This is a genomic window from Camelimonas lactis, from assembly GCF_004342915.1.
GTDB classification, from domain to species: Bacteria; Pseudomonadota; Alphaproteobacteria; order Rhizobiales; family Beijerinckiaceae; genus Camelimonas; species Camelimonas lactis.
Window position 1 is genome coordinate 18254 of the sequence record NZ_SLWL01000011.1, and the last position, 17342, is coordinate 35595.

The 17342-nt window shown below is 67.6% G+C and carries 14 protein-coding genes and 1 tRNA gene; 11 read left to right on the top strand and 4 right to left on the bottom strand.

Annotated elements, in window-relative coordinates:
* Positions 1-127: 127 nt before the first annotated feature.
* From EV666_RS12465 to EV666_RS12490, 7 genes are all read left to right on the top strand, one after another.
* Positions 128-3445, top strand: coding sequence for a carboxyl transferase domain-containing protein (locus tag EV666_RS12465; RefSeq protein ID WP_132008371.1), 3318 nt, complete (start codon positions 128-130; stop codon positions 3443-3445).
* A gap of 235 nt (positions 3446-3680) precedes the next feature.
* Entirely contained in the window at positions 3681-3830 is a 150-nt protein-coding gene (locus EV666_RS18255) for a hypothetical protein (protein ID WP_165910006.1), read from the top strand.
* Positions 3831-3996: 166 nt separating this feature from the next.
* The gene (locus tag EV666_RS12470) at positions 3997-5043 is read left to right on the top strand and encodes an NUDIX hydrolase (RefSeq protein WP_245514396.1); all 1047 of its coding nucleotides are present in this window, start codon (positions 3997-3999) and stop codon (positions 5041-5043) included.
* A gap of 242 nt (positions 5044-5285) precedes the next feature.
* Positions 5286-6281, top strand: coding sequence for a quinolinate synthase NadA (nadA, locus tag EV666_RS12475; protein ID WP_132008374.1), 996 nt, complete (start codon positions 5286-5288; stop codon positions 6279-6281).
* Between the two features lie 8 nt (positions 6282-6289).
* A complete protein-coding gene (locus EV666_RS12480; RefSeq protein WP_132008377.1) occupies positions 6290-8122 on the top strand; it encodes an FAD-binding protein in 1833 nt (610 codons plus the stop codon).
* Between the two features lie 68 nt (positions 8123-8190).
* Positions 8191-9069, top strand: a complete 879-nt coding sequence (gene nadC, locus EV666_RS12485; protein ID WP_132008699.1) for a carboxylating nicotinate-nucleotide diphosphorylase — start codon at positions 8191-8193, stop codon at positions 9067-9069.
* Between the two features lie 169 nt (positions 9070-9238).
* Complete coding sequence (locus tag EV666_RS12490) at positions 9239-10123, top strand: alpha/beta hydrolase (RefSeq protein ID WP_165910007.1); 885 nt, start codon at positions 9239-9241, stop codon at positions 10121-10123.
* Between the two features lie 67 nt (positions 10124-10190).
* Here the strand turns inward: EV666_RS12490 and dcm are convergent, their stop codons facing one another.
* On the bottom strand, positions 10191-11402 hold the full coding sequence (dcm, locus tag EV666_RS12495) for a DNA (cytosine-5-)-methyltransferase (protein WP_132008383.1): 1212 nt from the start codon (positions 11400-11402) through the stop codon (positions 10191-10193).
* Positions 11403-11592: 190 nt separating this feature from the next.
* Positions 11593-11754: a hypothetical protein gene (locus EV666_RS18260; protein WP_165910008.1), complete on the bottom strand. Its 162-nt coding sequence runs from the start codon at positions 11752-11754 to the stop codon at positions 11593-11595.
* Between the two features lie 232 nt (positions 11755-11986).
* On the opposite strand from EV666_RS18260, the gene EV666_RS12500 reads away from it, so the two are divergent.
* Complete coding sequence (locus EV666_RS12500) at positions 11987-12232, top strand: AMP-binding protein (RefSeq protein ID WP_132008386.1); 246 nt, start codon at positions 11987-11989, stop codon at positions 12230-12232.
* Positions 12229-12408: a hypothetical protein gene (locus tag EV666_RS12505; protein ID WP_132008389.1), complete on the top strand. Its 180-nt coding sequence runs from the start codon at positions 12229-12231 to the stop codon at positions 12406-12408. The genes EV666_RS12500 and EV666_RS12505 overlap by 4 nt, the downstream gene beginning before the upstream one ends.
* 228 nt (positions 12409-12636) lie before the next feature.
* On the opposite strand, the gene EV666_RS12510 is transcribed toward EV666_RS12505, so the two are convergent.
* Complete coding sequence (locus EV666_RS12510) at positions 12637-13842, bottom strand: ABC transporter substrate-binding protein (protein ID WP_132008392.1); 1206 nt, start codon at positions 13840-13842, stop codon at positions 12637-12639.
* Between the two features lie 564 nt (positions 13843-14406).
* Positions 14407-14482 (bottom strand) — tRNA-Glu (locus EV666_RS12515).
* Positions 14483-14884: 402 nt separating this feature from the next.
* Between EV666_RS12515 and EV666_RS12520 the strand changes: the two genes are divergently transcribed.
* On the top strand, positions 14885-15898 hold the full coding sequence (locus EV666_RS12520; RefSeq protein WP_245514409.1) for an RluA family pseudouridine synthase: 1014 nt from the start codon (positions 14885-14887) through the stop codon (positions 15896-15898).
* Between the two features lie 388 nt (positions 15899-16286).
* Positions 16287-17240, top strand: a complete 954-nt coding sequence (gene rpoH / locus EV666_RS12525) for an RNA polymerase sigma factor RpoH (RefSeq protein WP_132008398.1) — start codon at positions 16287-16289, stop codon at positions 17238-17240.
* Positions 17241-17342 lie beyond the last annotated feature (102 nt).

Below are 17342 nucleotides of genomic sequence, written 5' to 3' on the forward strand. Positions count from 1 at the left end.
TGAACGGCGCGCGCCCGGCCCGCAGTCGTCCGCCCCCGGGCCCTCCCCCTTTGCAATCCATTTGCGACGCGCCGCCGGACCAGAGCCGCGCCCGCCGTCGCGCCATCGCCAGCCAAACGGATATGTCATGATCTCCCGCCTGCTGATCGCCAATCGTGGCGAAATCGCCATCCGCATCGCCCGCGCCGCCAGTGAACTGGGCGTGCATACGGTCGCCATCTATTCCACCGATGAGGAAAGCGCCCTGCACGTGCGCAAGGCCGACGAGGCGGTGGCGCTGGAGGGGCGCGGCGCCCGCGCCTATCTCGACGTCAACGCGGTGATCGCGGCGGCGAAAGCGGCCAATTGCGACGGCCTGCACCCCGGTTACGGCTTCCTGTCCGAAAACGTCGATCTGGCGAAGGCCTGCGCCGACAATGGCATTGTCTTTGTTGGCCCGTCGGTGGGCGGGCTTGGCCTGTTCGGCGACAAGACCGCCGCGCGCGAACTGGCCAAAAAGGTCGGCGTGCCGGTGATTCCGGGCACGTCCGGCCCGACGACGCTGGAGGAAACCACCGCCTTCTTCGACAGCCTCGGCGATGGGGCGGCGGTGATGATCAAGGCGGTCGCCGGCGGCGGCGGTCGCGGCATGCGGCCGGTGACGGCGCGCGCCGATCTGGCGGAAGCCTACGCGCGCTGCCAGTCAGAAGCCACGGCGGCGTTCGGCGACGGCGCGGTCTATGTCGAGCGGCTGATGCGCAACGCCCGCCATATCGAGGTGCAGATCATCGGCGACCGCGCCGGCAACATCTCGCACCTGTATGAGCGCGAATGCACCATCCAGCGCCGCAACCAGAAGGTGATCGAGATCGCCCCCAGCCCGGCGCTGACGCCGGATCTGCGCGAACGCATCACCCTGGCCGCCCGCGAGCTGGCGGCGGCGGCGAAATACGACAATCTCGGCACCTTTGAATTCCTGCTCGACGCCACGCCCGGCGCATCTGGCCAGGGCGAGCCGTTCTTTGCCTTCATCGAGGCCAATCCGCGCCTGCAGGTGGAGCACACGGTCACGGAAGAAGTGCTGGGCGTTGACCTGGTGCAGGCGCAGCTGCGGGTGGCCGGCGGCGCCACGCTGGCGGACCTGGGCCTGCTGCAAACGCAGATCCCGGCGCCGCGCGGCTACGCCATCCAGTTGCGCGTCAACATGGAGGCCATCGACGCCAGGGGGAACGTCAAGCCCCAGGGCGGAACGCTGGCGGTGTTCGAGCCGCCCTCCGGCCCCGGCGTGCGCGTCGACACCTTCGGCTACGCCGGTTACCGCACCAGTTCGGCCTTCGACTCGCTGCTCGCCAAGCTGATCGTACACAGCAATGCGCCAGATTACGCGGCGGCGGTCGCCAAGGCCTACCGGGCGGCGCGCGAGTTCCGCATCGAGGGCGTCGGCACCAACCTGCCGTTCCTGAAGGCGCTGCTGTGCAACGCCGCCGTGCAGCGCAATGAGGTGACGACGAAGTTCCTGGAGGAGAATGTCGCCGGGCTGGTCGCTGGCGCCAGCGCCGACCAGCACCGCGACCTGTTCTTCGCGGCGAAGACCGAAACCGCCGACGCGGCCGCCAGAACCGAAACAAAGGCGCCGGAGGGCACGCAGCCCACCGCCGCGCCCATGCAGGGCACCATCGTCTCGATCGACGTGGCGGTTGGCGATCTGGTGCGACCTGGCCAGCAGGTCGCCGTGCTGGAAGCGATGAAGATGGAGCACCTGATCGCCGCCGCCCATGGCGGCGTGGTGCGCGCCATCGCGACCGCGTCCGGCGAAACGCTGATGGCCGGCGAACCGGTGCTGCATATCGAGCCGCAGGAGGTGGGGGGCGCCGACGCCCAGGCGGACGAGGCCATCGACCTCGATCACATCCGCGCTGACCTCGCCCATGTGCTGGAGCGCCAGGGCAATCTGCTCGATGAAAACCGGCCGCAGTCGGTCGAACGCCGCCGCAAGACCAACCAGCGCACGGCGCGGGAGAACATCGCGCAACTGGTCGACGCCGGCACGTTCATGGAATACGGCGGCCTCGCCATCGCCGCCCAGTCGCGCCGCCGCTCGCTGGACGATCTGATCATCAACACCCCGGCTGACGGCCTGATCGTCGGCACCGCCTCGATCAACGGCCGGCACTTTGGCGCCGACGTCGCCCGCGCCATGGTGGTGTCCTACGATTACACCGTGCTGGCCGGCACCCAGGGCAAGCGCAACCACAAGAAGCTCGACCGGGCCATGCACCTGGCCCAGCAATGGTCGCTGCCGCTGGTGCTGTATGCGGAAGGCGGCGGCGGCCGTCCCGGCGACACCGACAGCGGCGGCCTGACCGGGCTCGACACCACCAGCTTCGTGGAGTTCGCCCGCCTCTCCGGTCAGGTGCCGGTGGTTGGCGTCGTTTCGGGCTATTGCTTCGCCGGCAACGCCGCGCTGCTCGGCTGCTGCGACGTCATCATCGCCACGAAAAATTCGTCCATCGGCATGGGCGGACCGGCGATGATCGAGGGCGGCGGCCTCGGCGTCTATCACCCGGCGGAGGTCGGCCCAGTGTCGGTGCAGGTTCCCAACGGCGTCATCGACGTGCTGGTGGAGGACGAGATCGAGGCGACCGAGGTCGCGAAAAAATACCTCTCCTACTTCCAGGGCGAGATCAGCGAGTGGGAGGCGGAAGACCAGCGCCTGCTGCGCCGGGTCATCCCGGAAAACCGCCTGCGCGTCTATGAAGTGCGCGACGTCATCCGCCTGATGGCCGACAAGGGCTCCGTGCTGGAGCTGCGGCCGGAGTTCGGCGTCGGCATCATCACCGCCTTCGTGCGCATCGAGGGCAAGCCGTTCGGCCTCATCGCCAACAACCCCAAGCACCTCGGCGGCGCCATCGACGCCCCGGCCGGCGACAAGGCGGCGCGGTTCATCCAGCTGTGCGACGCCTTCGACCTGCCGGTGATCTCCCTGTGCGACACCCCCGGCTTCATGGTGGGGCCGGAGGCGGAGAAGACCGGCGTGGTGCGTCACGTCTCGCGCATGTTCCTCGCCGGCGCCAACGCCAGCGTGCCGGTGTTCACGGTGGTGCTGCGCAAGGGCTACGGCCTCGGCGCCCAGGGCATGGCGGCGGGCGGCTTCCAGGCGCCGTTCTTCACCATCGCCTGGCCAACCGGCGAGTTCGGCGGCATGGGCCTGGAGGGCTACGTGCGCCTTGGCTTCCGCAAGGAAATGGAAGCCATCGAGGACCCGGCCGAGCGCCAGGCCTATTACGAGAAGATGGTCGCGAAGAAGTACGAGGAAGGCAAGGCGACCTCCATCGCCTCGGTGCTGGAGATCGACAATGTCATCGATCCGGCCGAGACGCGCACATGGATCCTGCGCGGTCTTGCCTCAGCCCCGCCGCGCAAGACCCCGGCCGGCGGCAAGCGGGCCTATATCGACGCGTTCTGACCGGCGTTCGCCAATCGCCCGGACCAGATGGCAGGCCTCCGTTTTACGGGGGCCTGTCCGTTTTTATCGACCATCCCGCCATTTGCTGGCCATTGCGTTGAACCGTAGCCAACGGGCGTACGACCTATTGTTACAGGTAAAACAATTTGGCCCCGGATGTCTGGCGGTTCACTTTTGGTTAGGCTGGATTGCCGCAAACTTAAAAAAACAGGGGACGGTGAGAAGGAGATACAACATGACCGGCATGCGTTTACGCGACCTCATGCTGGCGGCAGGCGTCATGGTCCTGGTGGTCGCTTCGGTTTCCCTCCAGCTTTCGGTGGCTGGCAACATGATGAAGGGCGGCCGGGCCGCCGCGACGGCGATCGCCGCCGTGGCCGAGTGATTGGCGCCGCGCCGTAACGGAACGCCTCTGGCGCACGGATGCGCCAGCCCGCGGGCGAGGCAAGGAATGGCCCCGCCTGCCGCCTGGGATTGACGCGCGCGCGCTTTCGCGCCAACGGCTATAATCACCCCGGACAGGAACGACCCGCGAGGCCGCCGTCGCGCTCATGACCCATCGCAAGGCCCAACGGACCAGCGCTCAAGCCCCCGATGCGCCCGCCGCCCCCCTGCCGGCGGCCCCCTTGCCCGCCGCCGCCCCGCCCGCGCCCGACAGCGCCCGCCCCGGCGATCTGGCCGAACGCAATGTGCTCGTCGATCTGGTGGCGGTGGTGGTCGCCGTCAGTCATGACGAGCCGCGCGTGCTGACGCTCGACAATGGCGCCAGCCTGCCGGCCGGCCCGTTCGGCTCCGACGCGCGTTCATTGCAGACCGGCCTGCGCGACTGGGTGGAGCGCCAGACCCATCACCCCCTCGGCTATGTGGAGCAGCTTTACACCTTCGCCGATCGCGACCGCACGGGCGCCGATGGCCAGCGCGTCATGTCGATCAGCTACCTCGCCCTGACCCGGGAGCAGGCGGAGCGGCGGGCGCAGGCGGAGGGAACCTGGCTCGGCTGGTACGCCTGCTTTCCATGGGAGGACTGGCGGGACGGACAGCCCGCGGTGGTGCGCGAGATTCTTGCCCCCGCCCTCATGCAATGGGCCGCCGCCGCGCCCTCGACCGTGATGCGCGCGCAGCGCCGCCGCCGCGTCGCCACCGCCTTCGGCCTCGACGGCGCGACGTGGCACGACGAGATGGTGTTGCAGCGCTATGAGTTGCTGCACGAGGCGCGCCTGACGCCGGAGTCGCTGCGCCATGTCCCGGAGGCGGAGCGCCCGGCGGTGGTCGCGCCAGGCCACGCCATGACCGGCGACCACCGGCGCATTCTCGCCACTGGCGTGGCGCGGCTGCGCGGCAAGATCAGATATCGTCCCGTGGTGTTCGAGCTGATGCCGGAAACCTTCACGCTGCTTGACCTGCAAAAGGCGGTGGAAGCGCTGGCGGGACGCCGCACCCACAAGCAGAATTTCCGCCGCCTTGTCGAACAGCAGGAGCTGGTCGAGGAGACCAGCGAAATGTCGACGACGCGGGTGGGCCGGCCGGCCCGGCTGTTCCGTTTCCGCGAGGAAGTCCTGCTGGAGCGCGCCATCGCCGGAACCAAGCCGGCCGGCTGAACCACGCCTGCACCACCACGCCTGCACCACCGCGCGCCATATCCACGGATGCGCCGGCGGGCGCACGCTCATCGCGCGTTTTTGCGACAGCGGAATGAACCCGCGATATACCATTGATAATTAAATGATTTATCCCATAGCTCCGCCCTCCTGACGCCGACGTCGCTTCATCATCACGGCTTGACAACGCTTATACTCAGTTTAAGCATATATCCGAATTATACTCATTCGGAGCATATAAAATGCCCTCAGCCGCCTTTGCCTCCGCTGGCGCAGCCGTTCCTTCCGCCGCGCTCTACGAGCGGGTCCGCCGGGTGATCCCGCCCATGGAATGGGCCAGTTTCGCCGATGACGTCGACGCCATCCTCGAACTGAAGCGCCGCAGGAACGCGGTGATCCTGGCGCACAATTACCAGACGCCGGAGATCTTCCATTGCGTCGCCGATATCGTTGGTGATTCGCTGGCTCTCGCCCGCGAGGCGACCCGCGTCGACGCCGACGTTATCGTGCTGGCGGGCGTGCATTTCATGGCCGAGACGGCCAAGATGCTGAACCCGGACAAGACGGTGCTGATCCCTGACCTCGGCGCCGGCTGTTCGCTGGCCGATTCGATCACCCCGGAGGACGTGCGCCTGATCCGCCAGCGCCACCCGGGTCTGCCGATCATCACCTATGTGAACACCTCCGCGGCGGTGAAGGCGGAGTCGGACATCTGCTGCACCTCCGGCAACGCCCTGAAGATTGTCGAATCCTTCGGCCTGCCCGAGGTCATCATGATCCCGGACGAGTACCTGGCCCGCAACATCGCCGCCGAAACCGCCGTGAAAATCATCGCCTGGAAAGGCCACTGCGAGGTGCACGAGCGCTTCACGCCGGCCGACGTGCAGGAAATGCGCCGCAACTGGCCAGGCGTGGTGGTGCTGGCCCATCCCGAGTGCCCGCCGGAGGTGGTGGCCGAGGCCGATTTCTCCGGCTCCACCGCCCACATGTCGAACTATGTCGGCGACGTGAAGCCATCCCGCGTCGTGCTGCTCACCGAATGCTCGATGAGCGACAACGTCGCCGTCAATCACCCGGACGTGGAGTTCGTGCGCCCGTGCAACCTGTGCCCGCACATGAAGCGCATCACCCTCGGCAATATCCGCCGCTGCCTGGAGCTGGGCGAACATGAGGTGACCATCCCGGCCGACATCCTGGAGCGGGCGCGCCTCCCCGTCGAACGCATGCTGGCGGTCTGAGGCGGCCGATGCCCACGCGCCCTTCCCTTGCATCCCTGGCGAACCGGCCGGTCATCGTCGGCGCCGGCGCGGCCGGCCTGATGACCGCCCTGCAACTGGCGCCCATGCCCTGCGTGCTGGTCAGCCCTGGCCCCATTGACGCGACCGGCAGCGATGCGACCAGCTCCAGCGTTCTGGCCCAGGGCGGCCTCGCCGCCGCCATCGGCCCCGACGACGACGTCGCCCTGCACCTGGCCGACACCCTGGCCGCCGGCGACGGCTATTGTGACGCCGCCGCCGCCGCCGCGATCATCGGCGCCGCGCCAGAAGCCATCGCCGATCTGCTGCGCCTCGGGGCGCGGTTCGACCGGAACGACGGCGGCCACCTGGCCGCCGCCACGGAGACGGTTCCAGACGCAAAAGTGGAGGCCACTTTTGCTGGAACTGAGGGACCTTCCACCCTGGACGCAATTTCTGACACAAAAGTGGAAACCACTTTTGCTGGAATTGAAGGGCCTTCCTGGCGGGACGCAATTCCGGGCGCAAAAGTGGGAACCACTTTTGCTGGAATTGCTTTGGGGCTCGAAGCCGCGCACAGCCGGCGCCGCATCCTGCACGCCCATGGCGATTCCAGCGGCGCCGAGGTGGTGCGCGCCCTTGCCGCCGCCGTGCGGACGGCGGCGCATGTCACCGTGCTCGAAGGGGTCATCGCGCGCGACATTCTCACTCGCGACGGCGTCGTGACGGGCGTGGCGCTGCATGACATCGTCAACGGCGAAACCAGCCACGGCGTGCTGGCGACGGCCAGGGTTGTGCTGGCGACCGGCGGGCTTGGCGGGTTGTTCGCCCGCACAACCAATCCGCTGTCCAGCATCGGCGCCGGCGTCGCCCTGGCGGCGCGCGCCGGGGCGGCGGTCGCCGACATGGAGTTTGTCCAGTTCCACCCCACCGCCCTCGATCCAGGGCAGCTTGCCGGCCGGTTTGTTGGCCCCGCGCCGCTGGTCAGCGAAGCGGTGCGCGGCGAAGGCGCCCTCCTGGTCAATGACCTCGGCGTCCGTTTCATGACCGGCGCGCCGGGGGCGGAACTGGCGCCGCGCGATGTGGTCGCCCGCGCCATCTGGCGCCAGCAGCAGGCGGGGCGCCGGGTGTTCCTCGACGCGCGCGCCAGCCCGGGCGCCGGTTTTGCCTACCGTTTCCCGGCGATCACCGCCCTGTGCGCCACGGCCGGGCTCGACCCGGCCCGCGACCTGCTGCCGGTGACGCCGGCGGCGCATTACCACATGGGCGGCGTCGCCGTGGACCTGCGCGGCCGCGCCTCGTTGCCTGGCCTGTGGGCCTGCGGCGAAGTCGCCTGCACCGGGTTGCACGGCGCCAACCGGCTGGCCAGCAACTCGCTGGTCGAGGCGCTGGTCTGCGCCGGATTTGTCGCCAGCGATCTGAAGGGAACCTGTGCCGGCGCCGCCGGCGGAAGCGCCGTCCTGCGGTCGGCGGCGGCGGGTCTTTCCCCGCCGGGTCTTGCGAACGTGACAGGGCTTGCGAACGCGGACCTCGCGCCGATCCGCGCCCTGATGAGCCGCTGCGTTGGCCTTGAGCGGAGCGCGGACGGGCTTCGCCAGGCGCTGGCGCGTCTCGCGCCGCTCGCCGCCAACCCCACCCATCCGGCCGCCGACGCGGCGCTGGTCGGGCTGCTCATCGCCCATGCGGCGCTGGCGCGCCAGGAGAGCCGCGGCGCCCATTTCCGCACTGATTTCCCCACCCCGGCGCCGGCCGCCCCGCGACGCGCGCCCGTTCTTCTGGCCGACGTGCTGGCGGACAGCGCCGCGCCTGCCGCAACCCCTTACGTCACAAAGATTGCATCATGACCCAAGCCACCGTCATCTCGCCCGCGTCGCAGCATGCCGGCACATTTTCCGCCGAGGCCCCCGCCGCCATGCCGGAGGCCGGCGGCACGCCCTTGCCGCGCGTCACGCCCCTGCCGCGCGTCATGCTGGAGCCGCTGGTGCGCGCCGCGCTGCTGGAGGATCTGGGCCGGGCCGGCGACATCACCAGCGACGCCATCGCCCCGGCCGGCGCCCAGGCGACGATGACGCTGACGGCGCGCGATCACGGCGTGCTCGCCGGCCTCGATCTGGCCGTGCTCGCCTTCCAGCTCATCGATCCGGCGATCCGCATCGATATCGCGGTCACCGACGGCGCGACGCTGGCGCCTGGTCAGGTCATCGCCACGATCAGTGGCCCGGCGCGCGGCATGCTCACCGCCGAACGCACGGCTCTGAACTTTCTCGGCCATCTCAGCGGCGTCGCCAGCGTCACCAATGGAATCGTCCGCGCCATCGCGGGGCAGAAGGCGCGGATCGTCTGCACGCGCAAGACGACGCCTGGCCTGCGCGCCGTCGAGAAATACGCGGTGCGGGCCGGCGGCGGCTCCAATCACCGCTTCGGCCTCGATGACGCGGTGCTGGTGAAGGACAACCACATCGCCATCGCCGGCGGCGTCACCGAAGCCATCCGCCGGGTGCGCGCCAGCGTCGGACATATGGTCAAGGTGGAGGTCGAGGTGGACGCCCTGGCGCAGTTGCACGAGGCGCTGGCCCTTGGCGTCGACGCGGTGCTGCTCGACAACATGACGCCGGAGCAGCTGCGTGAGGCCGTGGCCATCACCGCCGGGCGCGCCATCACCGAGGCTTCTGGCCGCGTCACCGCCGCCACCGCCCCGGCCATCGCCGCCGCCGGCGTCGATCTGATCTCGATTGGCTGGCTCACCCACAGCGCGCCGGTGCTGGATATCGGCCTCGACTGGCAGGGGTAACATCACGCGGGCGATTGCCAGCGGCCGGCGCATCGGGCCAAATGGCGGGATTGTCCAGAACCGCCCCGGCCGAAGCGCGACATTCGCTACGGATCGGGATCAACCAATGGACAGGGTCTGGACGTTCGCAAACGCTGGCCCTGCCCCAATAACGCCGGAGGAAAACCGCATGGCCAGCGAGACACTGACAACGCTTGTGGCGCAATTCCGCAAGCGGCCGCTGGACCTTGCGGACGGTGAAGCGGTCAACCGCGCCAAATACGACCGCTTCGCCGAACTGTTCCCCCCAGCGGAAGGCGTGACGATCACGCCCATGACCCTGGGCGGCGTGGCGGCCGAGCGCCATGTGGCCGGCGATGGCCCCTCCGTGCTGTATCTGCATGGCGGCGGCTACACGCTGGGATCAATCCGCTCGCACCGCCACCTGATTTCGAAACTGGCGGCGGATTTGCAGGGCGTGGTTTACGCCATCGACTACCGGCTGGCGCCGGAGGCGCCGTTTCCCGCCGCCGTGGACGACGCCGTCGCCGCCTGGCGGGAATTGCATGAGTCAGACCCCGGACGCGCCATATCCGTGATGGGCGATTCCGCCGGCGGCGGCCTCAGCTTCGCCCTGACCATCGCGGCGCGCGACCAGGGTCTGCCGGCGCCGCGCGCCCTCGTCGCCATCAGTCCCTGGGTGGACATGACGGCGAGCAGCAGCAGCTATGAATTCCTCAGCGGCGTCGATCCGATCCTGTCGCGGCAGGACATCGTCTGGCATTCGGGCCGTTATCTCGCTGGCGCCGATCTGCTCACGGGCCTCGCCTCGCCGCTGTTCGCCGACTTGAAGGGCCTGCCGCCGACGCTGATCCAGGTGGGCGACCATGAGGTGTTGTTCGGTGATTCCGTGCGCATCCACCAGCGGCTGATCGCGGCCGGCGTCGATACGGAGCTGTCGCTGTGGAAGGACATGTTCCACGTCTGGCACTTCTACTGGCGCCAGCTCGACGAGGGCGCCCAGGCCATCGCCGCCGCAGCCAGGTTCATCCGCCGCCAGCACGGGGCGGCCTGAAGCGCTTTTGCCAGACCGGATCGTCCGGTCGACCAGGCGTCGCGCAAGCAAGGCAGACGGGCGGGCATCAGCTCTGGTCAAGCGCGGCCGCGATGTGCGGCCGCATCGCCTCCGCCAGAAACTCCGCCACAGGCGCCACCACGGCGTTGCCGAACTGCCGGTAGGCCTGGGTGTCGGAAACGGCGATTTTCCAACGGCGCTCGCCCCGGTCGAAGCCCATCAGCCGGGCGCATTCCAGCGGCGTCAGCCGGCGTGGGCGTCCGCCCGGCTGGTCGATGAGGATTTCCGAACCGTCCTTGTAGTAGCGCGCCGACAGGGTGCGGGCGACGTCGCCCGGCCCGAACAGGCTGTAGCCAAAGCCGTTGCCCTTCGCCGCGTGCTTGTCGCGATAGGCGCGCAGATAGTCCCACAGGCGCGGCGTCAGGGTATATTTCTCATCGACCTCCGCATGTGGCAGCAGGATGTCGCCCAGCTTCGGTCCGCCGGCCGGCAGTTCCAGCGCGTTCAGGTCAAACGCCGTTGGCTCACGGAAGCCGACGATGAAAATCCGCTCACGCTTCTGTGGAACCCAGTGGGCGGCGCTGATGACGCGGCTCTGCACATGATAGCCAAGCTCTTCGGTCAGCACATGCATGATGGTGGCGAAGGTGCGCCCGCGGTCGTGGCTTTCAAGATTCTTGACGTTCTCCAGCAGAAACGCCGCCGGGCGATGGTGGGCGATGATGCGCGCGGTGTCGAAAAACAGCGTGCCCTGGGTGTCGCACAGGAAGCCGTGCGGGCGCCCAAGGGCGTTCTTCTTGGAAACGCCGGCGATGGAGAACGGCTGGCAGGGAAAGCCGGCGAGCAGCACGTCATGCCCGGGAACCCGCCCCGGGTCGGCGGCGTATTCGCGAACATCGCCGGCGAGTTCGTGATTGTCGCGAAAGTTCAGGGCATAGGTCTTGCGCGCGTTAACGTCCCATTCGGACGTAAAAACGCAATGGCCGCCAATGCCCTGGAAGCCGATGCGCAAACCGCCAATGCCGGCGAACAAATCAATGAAGCGGAACGTCGCCGGCTCCGGCTGCGGCGCGGCCCGTTCGGCCGCTGCGCGCAACACCCGCATGGCCAAGGGCGAAGGCTGCGCGTCGCCAGCAGCGTAGCGGGCGATGGTCCGCTCCGAAACCGCCAGCAATTCCGCCGCTTCCGCCACGGTCAGGCCCGCGCGCTCGCAGAGCTGGCGGAACTCCGGCCTGGATTTCACGGATCGCGCGCGGGTCGGCGTGGCGACGTCGGACATCGGTGCTCCGGCGGTGAGCCGTCCAACCCCTCCCTTGCGCAACAGGAGCGAATCGCGACGACTGGGTCGATTTCAGACACCATGTCGCCGGTTGTCCGGCATCGCAACGCCGTTTCACGGCGGCGGCGCCAGTTACCTGTGCGTTTTCAGTGGCCCTGCGCAAGCCACGGTGGGGCCTCCAGATCCGGGGTCACACGACCCTGTAAGCCCACCACGCCTCAAGAATGACCCAGGCAAGACCGACGAGCAGCAGGCTCGCCACAAGCACATACAGCACCTTGCGGCCCAGCGGACCCTCACGGGCCTGTTCATCGCTCATCACAACCTTGCCGTGATGTTTCCAGAACGTCATGTCAGGTCTCCCCCTGTCATTGCGGCGGCCACATGGGGGCGCCAGGTCTGTTGGATGGGAACGCGGCCACCGGCCCGCGTGTTCCCGGTGAGGCCGCCCGCAGCGACGCATCCTTGATACGGCGCCTTCTCCAATTGGATAAATCGGCGGTCCGCGCGCAGCCTGAAACCGGAATGACGGGAGGCGTCGCCGCCGCGCGCTGAGATAAAAATCAGCGGCAAGGGAGACGAATGTGGGGTGGATCAAAAGCGGCGACCGCACGCTCAGCGGCCCCGAATTCAACGCGCGCGCCCTGCGCGCCGCCGGGGCGCTGGAGAGCCTGGGCGTCCGCAAGGGTGATGGCGTCGCCCTGTATCTGCGCAACGGGCTGGCCTATTTCGAAGCCTCGTTCGGCGTTGGCATGCTCGGGGCCTATTCCATACCAACTGGCATTACACGGCGGATGAGGCGGAGTATCTCCTGCGCGACAGCGCCGTGAAGGTGCTGCTGATCCACGCCGACCTGCTGCCGCCCTTCGCCCACGCCATTCCAGAAGGCGTCACGCTCGTGCTGGTGGAGACGCCGCCGGAAATCATCGCCGCCTATGGCCTCGCCGACGTCGCGCCGCCGGCGGGCGCGAAGACACCCTGCGCGCCGCGCTGCGCAAGACCCTGACCGGCTACAAGGTTCCGCGCCAGATCAACTTCGCCGACAGCCTGCCGCGCGAGGATTCCGGCAATATCTTCAAACGCAAGTTGCGCGAGCCCTATTGGGCGGGACGCGCACGCCATCTGACCGCGCCTGCCCCGCCGCGGCGGCCGAGCGCCAACAAAAAAGCTCCGGAGCCTGCGCCCCGGAGCCTTTTTGCATTGATTTGAAGCCGGCGGCGGCGCCGGCCCCATATCAGTTCTTGACCAGCGGGCAACCGCCTTCGTCCAGCGGGCGAAAAGCCTGGTCGCCGGGAATGGTGCGGACCAGCTTGAAGTAGTCCCACGGATACTTCGACTCTTCCGGCTTCTTGACCTCAAAGACATAGAGATCGTGCACCATGCGGCCGTCGGCGCGGATGACGCCGTTTTTGGCGAAGAAGTCATTGACCGGCGTGGCCTTCATTTTCGCGACCACGGCCTGGGTGTCGGCCGTGCCGGCCGCCTTGACGGCGTTGAGGTAGTGCATGATCGAGGAGTAGACGCCGGCCTGACCCATGGTCGGCATGGCCTTGTGGCGCTCGTAGAAACGCTTTGACCAGGCCCGCGTCTCGTCATTCAGATCCCAGTAGAACGCCTGGGTCAGGATGAGCCCCTGGGCGTCCTGAAGGCCGATGCCGTGAATGTCGGTGATGTGCAGGTAAAGGCCGGCGAGCTTGACGCCGCGCTGCGGCAGGCCGAACTCGGTGGCCTGCTTGATGGTGGCGATCTGGTCGGCGCCGGAACTGGCGATGCCGATCATTTTGGCGCCGGAGTTCTGGGCCTGCAGCAGATAGGACGAGAAGTCGTTGGCGCCCTGCGGATGGCGGACGCCGCCGAGGATCTCGCCGCCGGCCTTGCGCACCGCGTCGGAGGTGTCGCGCTCCAGGGCGTGGCCAAAGGCGTAATCGGCGGTGATGAAGAACCAGGGGCCATCCTTGGCCAGCGGCGCGCCAGTGCCGACGGCAAGGGCGTAGGTGTCATAGGTCCAGTGGATGCCGGTGGGCGCGCAGAACTTGCCGGTGAAATCCGACGAGCCGCCGGTGGAGGCGAGCACCAGCCTGTTCTTCCGCCGGCCAATCTCCTGCACGGCGAGCAGCACCGAGGAGGTGGGAATATCGGCGATCACATCGACGCCGTCCTCATCGATCCAGCGGTTGGCCACGGCCGAGCCGACGTCCGGCTTGTTCTGGTGGTCGCCAGCGAGAATCTCGATCTTGCGGCCGAGCACCGAGCCGCCGAAATCCTCGACCGCCATTTGCGCGGCGATCACCGAGCCTGGACCCGCCATGTCAGCGTAGATGCCCGACATGTCGTTGAGCACGCCAATGCGCAGGGGCTTCGGGGATTCGGCGGCGACAGGCGAAAACAGCAAGGGGGCAAGAACAGCCGCGAGCCCAACGGCAAGAGAACGGACAGACATGTTGACCTGGTCACTGGAGGAAAGCCCCCTCTTCTAGGAGCGACGCCAAAAACAGGTCAACACCGCGCCAGGTTTTGAGAACACGATGATTGCCGGAGATGGTCTTCGTGGAATATTTTTCCAAATCCGTCGGTTTTATGAGATTATTTTTGCGACGCGGGAGAACGCTTCTTCAGGGCGGCGGCCAGATTGCCCTCCGGCAGGGGCCTTGCCCCGGCGGCGCCCCAATGCCCGGCGAGGCTGTTGATGTGACAGACCTCTCCGGCCCAACAACCCGCAGGGCGGCATACGACAGGCGGTTCTCATACGAAGCACGGACTGACGGAATGGACGAAACTCACCGACCTTGCGGCTGACCACTCACGACATCGCCTGACACGCGCGGGACCATGCCGGCGGCGGCCACGCAGAGTTTACACGCGGAAGGCCGAACGGGCGCTACTCGCGAGAAACGGGGGAAGGTTGGCGTAAAGCAAGGATCAGGGGGGCAGGCAGAACCGCAGCTAACCTGATGACGATCTATAATGGCTAACTGCCATACAGGTCATTCATCCAACATGGCAATGGCGCTCCCAAGGGGACTCGAACCCCTGTTTTCGCCGTGAGAGGGCGACGTCCTGGACCGCTAGACGATGGGAGCCGCTGCGGAGGACTGCCGTATATCCAGCATCCGGGAGACTTTCAAGGGCCTTGCGGGTTTATCTGTGCATAGTTTTGCGGATATCGGCCTCTGGCGGGTTGCGGCCGTCGCGGCATGCGCGGCTTCCGCCTTGTCCGCCAAAGATTTTCCGGCAAAAGCGCGCCGGATCGCGTACAACTCCGGCGCGATCCGGCGGGAACCGGTTTTTTGTTCGCGGGGCAGCGACGTTTCCAGAAAACAGGCTTGCTTCGGCAAAGGCGCAAGGTGGACAGCGTGACAGGACAGGACGAGGCAGATGCGCGCGCGCGGGGCGCAACGTCCGCGCCCGGGGTGATCGCGCCTGCAGAAATCACGCCCACAGCAAAGGCGGCGCAGGCAAGGGCCCAGGGGGAAAGCGGGTCGCTGGAAGGGGCGCCTCTGGACACTGCCGTCTTCACCACCGAAGCTGCCGGCCGGCTCGATAAACTGCTGGCCGACGCCTTTCCCGAGCTCTCGCGCAGCCGCTTGCAACAGGTGGTGCGGGCGGGCGGCGTCAGCGTGGACGGGGTTGTCGTGGCGGCGCCGTCGACAAAGGTGAAGGCCGGCGCGCGGATCACCCTGCAGATCCCGGAGGCGGAGCCGGCGCGGCCAGAGGCCCGCGCCATTCCACTCGACATCATCTATGAGGACGACGCCCTCATCGTCATCAACAAGGCGGCGGGCATGGTGGTGCATCCAGCGGCGGGGCATCACGACGATACCCTGGTCAACGCCCTGCTCGCCCATTGCGGCGACAGCCTGTCCGGCATTGGCGGCGTGCGGCGGCCCGGCATTGTCCACCGGCTTGACAAGGACACCTCCGGGGTGATGGTGGTGGCCAAGACCGATCAGGCGCATCAGGCGCTATCCGCGCAATTCGCCGATCATGGCCGCAGCGGGCCACTGCGGCGCGCCTACCTGGCGCTTGCCTGGGGCGCGCCCCCCCTGCCCCGCTTCACCATCCGCAAGGCGCTGGCGCGCAGCGCGCATAACCGGGAGAAGATCGTCGTGGTGGGCGAGGACCGGGGGCGCGAGGCCATCACCCACGTCTCGACGCTAAAATCCTGGACGACGCAGACCCGCCACGCCAGGGAACCGGTCGCCACCCTGTTGCGTTGTGAACTAGAAACGGGGCGAACCCATCAGATCCGCGTACACCTGGCTTCCCAGGGCCACCCGCTTCTGGGGGATGCGCTCTATGGATCCGGGTTCATGTCGCGGGCGGCGAAACTGACGCCGGCCGCGCGCGACGCGCTGGAACAGTTGGGCCGGCAGGCGCTGCATGCGGAAATGCTGGGCTTCGCCCACCCGCTGACGGCGACGCCAATGCGGTTTGAGGCGCCGCCGCCAGAAGATCTGCAACGGCTTCTGCGCGCGCTTGACGAACCCGGCGCCTGACGGCGGCTTTTCCGGCCGGCGCGAGCACACGACGAAAACTGGAAAATTCGGAGCGGACAGGCCCGGAACGCGCCGGGAAGAAGTTTTTTGCACCGTCCTGAACAGCGAAATGAAGATCTCGGCGGGAAAAACCGCTGATCAGGTGCGGCAGCGCACCGCGCCTGCATGGCTCGGGCGCCAGTTTAAACAGGGACGAACGGCGGTCGGGCAGGCATATATTGCCCGGACAGAACGAATGACCTCCAGAACCATGGGCTGAGCGACATTCTGCAATGGCGCAGACGCCAAGTTTCAGCCATGGTTGCCGGCGACCATACGTTCTGCGGTCGGCCCGCGCGGCGGCCGTTCATGCGCCTGCCCAGAAAGGGGGGCGCGAAAGGAGTGTCCTATGGCCACAACATCGATGCCTGTTCTCGCGAACGAAGGCGGACTTTCGCGCTATCTGGACGAAATCCGCAAGTTCCCCATGTTGCAGCCCCAGGAAGAATTCGACCTGGCCAAACGCTGGCGCGACGACGGCGACCGTGAGGCCGCCCACAAGCTTGTCACCTCCCACCTGCGCCTCGTGGCCAAGATCGCCATGGGCTATCGTGGCTATGGCCTGCCAGTCTCCGAGGTTGTTTCCGAGGGCAACGTCGGCCTGATGCAGGCGGTGAAGCGGTTCGAGCCCGAGAAGGGCTTCCGCCTCGCCACATACGCCATGTGGTGGATCAAGGCGGCGATTCAAGAGTACATCCTGCGCTCGTGGTCGCTGGTGAAAATGGGCACCACGGCCAACCAGAAGAAGCTGTTCTTCAATCTGCGCAAGGCGAAGAGCCGCATCTCGGCGCTGGAAGACGGCGACCTGAAGCCAGAGCACGTGGCGCACATTTCGACCCAGCTCGGCGTGCCGGAGCAGGACGTCATCGAAATGAACCGTCGCCTCGGCGGCGACGCCTCGCTGAACGCGCCCCTGCGCGCCGGCGGCGAGGGCGACGGCGAATGGCAGGACTGGCTGGTTGACGACAGCGCCAGCCAGGAGAGCCTGCTGGTGGCGGCGGAAGAGCGCGACAACCGCCACGCCGCGCTGATGGACGCGCTGGGCGTGCTCAATCCACGCGAGCGCCGGATTTTCGAGGCCCGCCGCCTCACCGATGATCCGATCACGCTGGAAGAGCTTTCAGGCGAATTCGGCGTCTCCCGCGAGCGCGTGCGCCAGATCGAGGTGCGGGCGTTCGAGAAGGTGCAGGAAGCGGTGAAGCGCGCCCTGGCGCGCATCGAGACCCCAAGCGCGCGGGCCCCTGGCGCGCGGGCCCCTGGCGCGCGGAAGACCGCGCCGGCGTTGGGCGCGGCGACGCGATAGGCGCCCGCGCCACCGGCGCCTGAAATTACAAAAGCCCGCCTGGTTCAGGCGGGCTTTTCGCGTTTTACGCCCTGTCATGGCCCGGGCGGGCGGGAAGCGCCG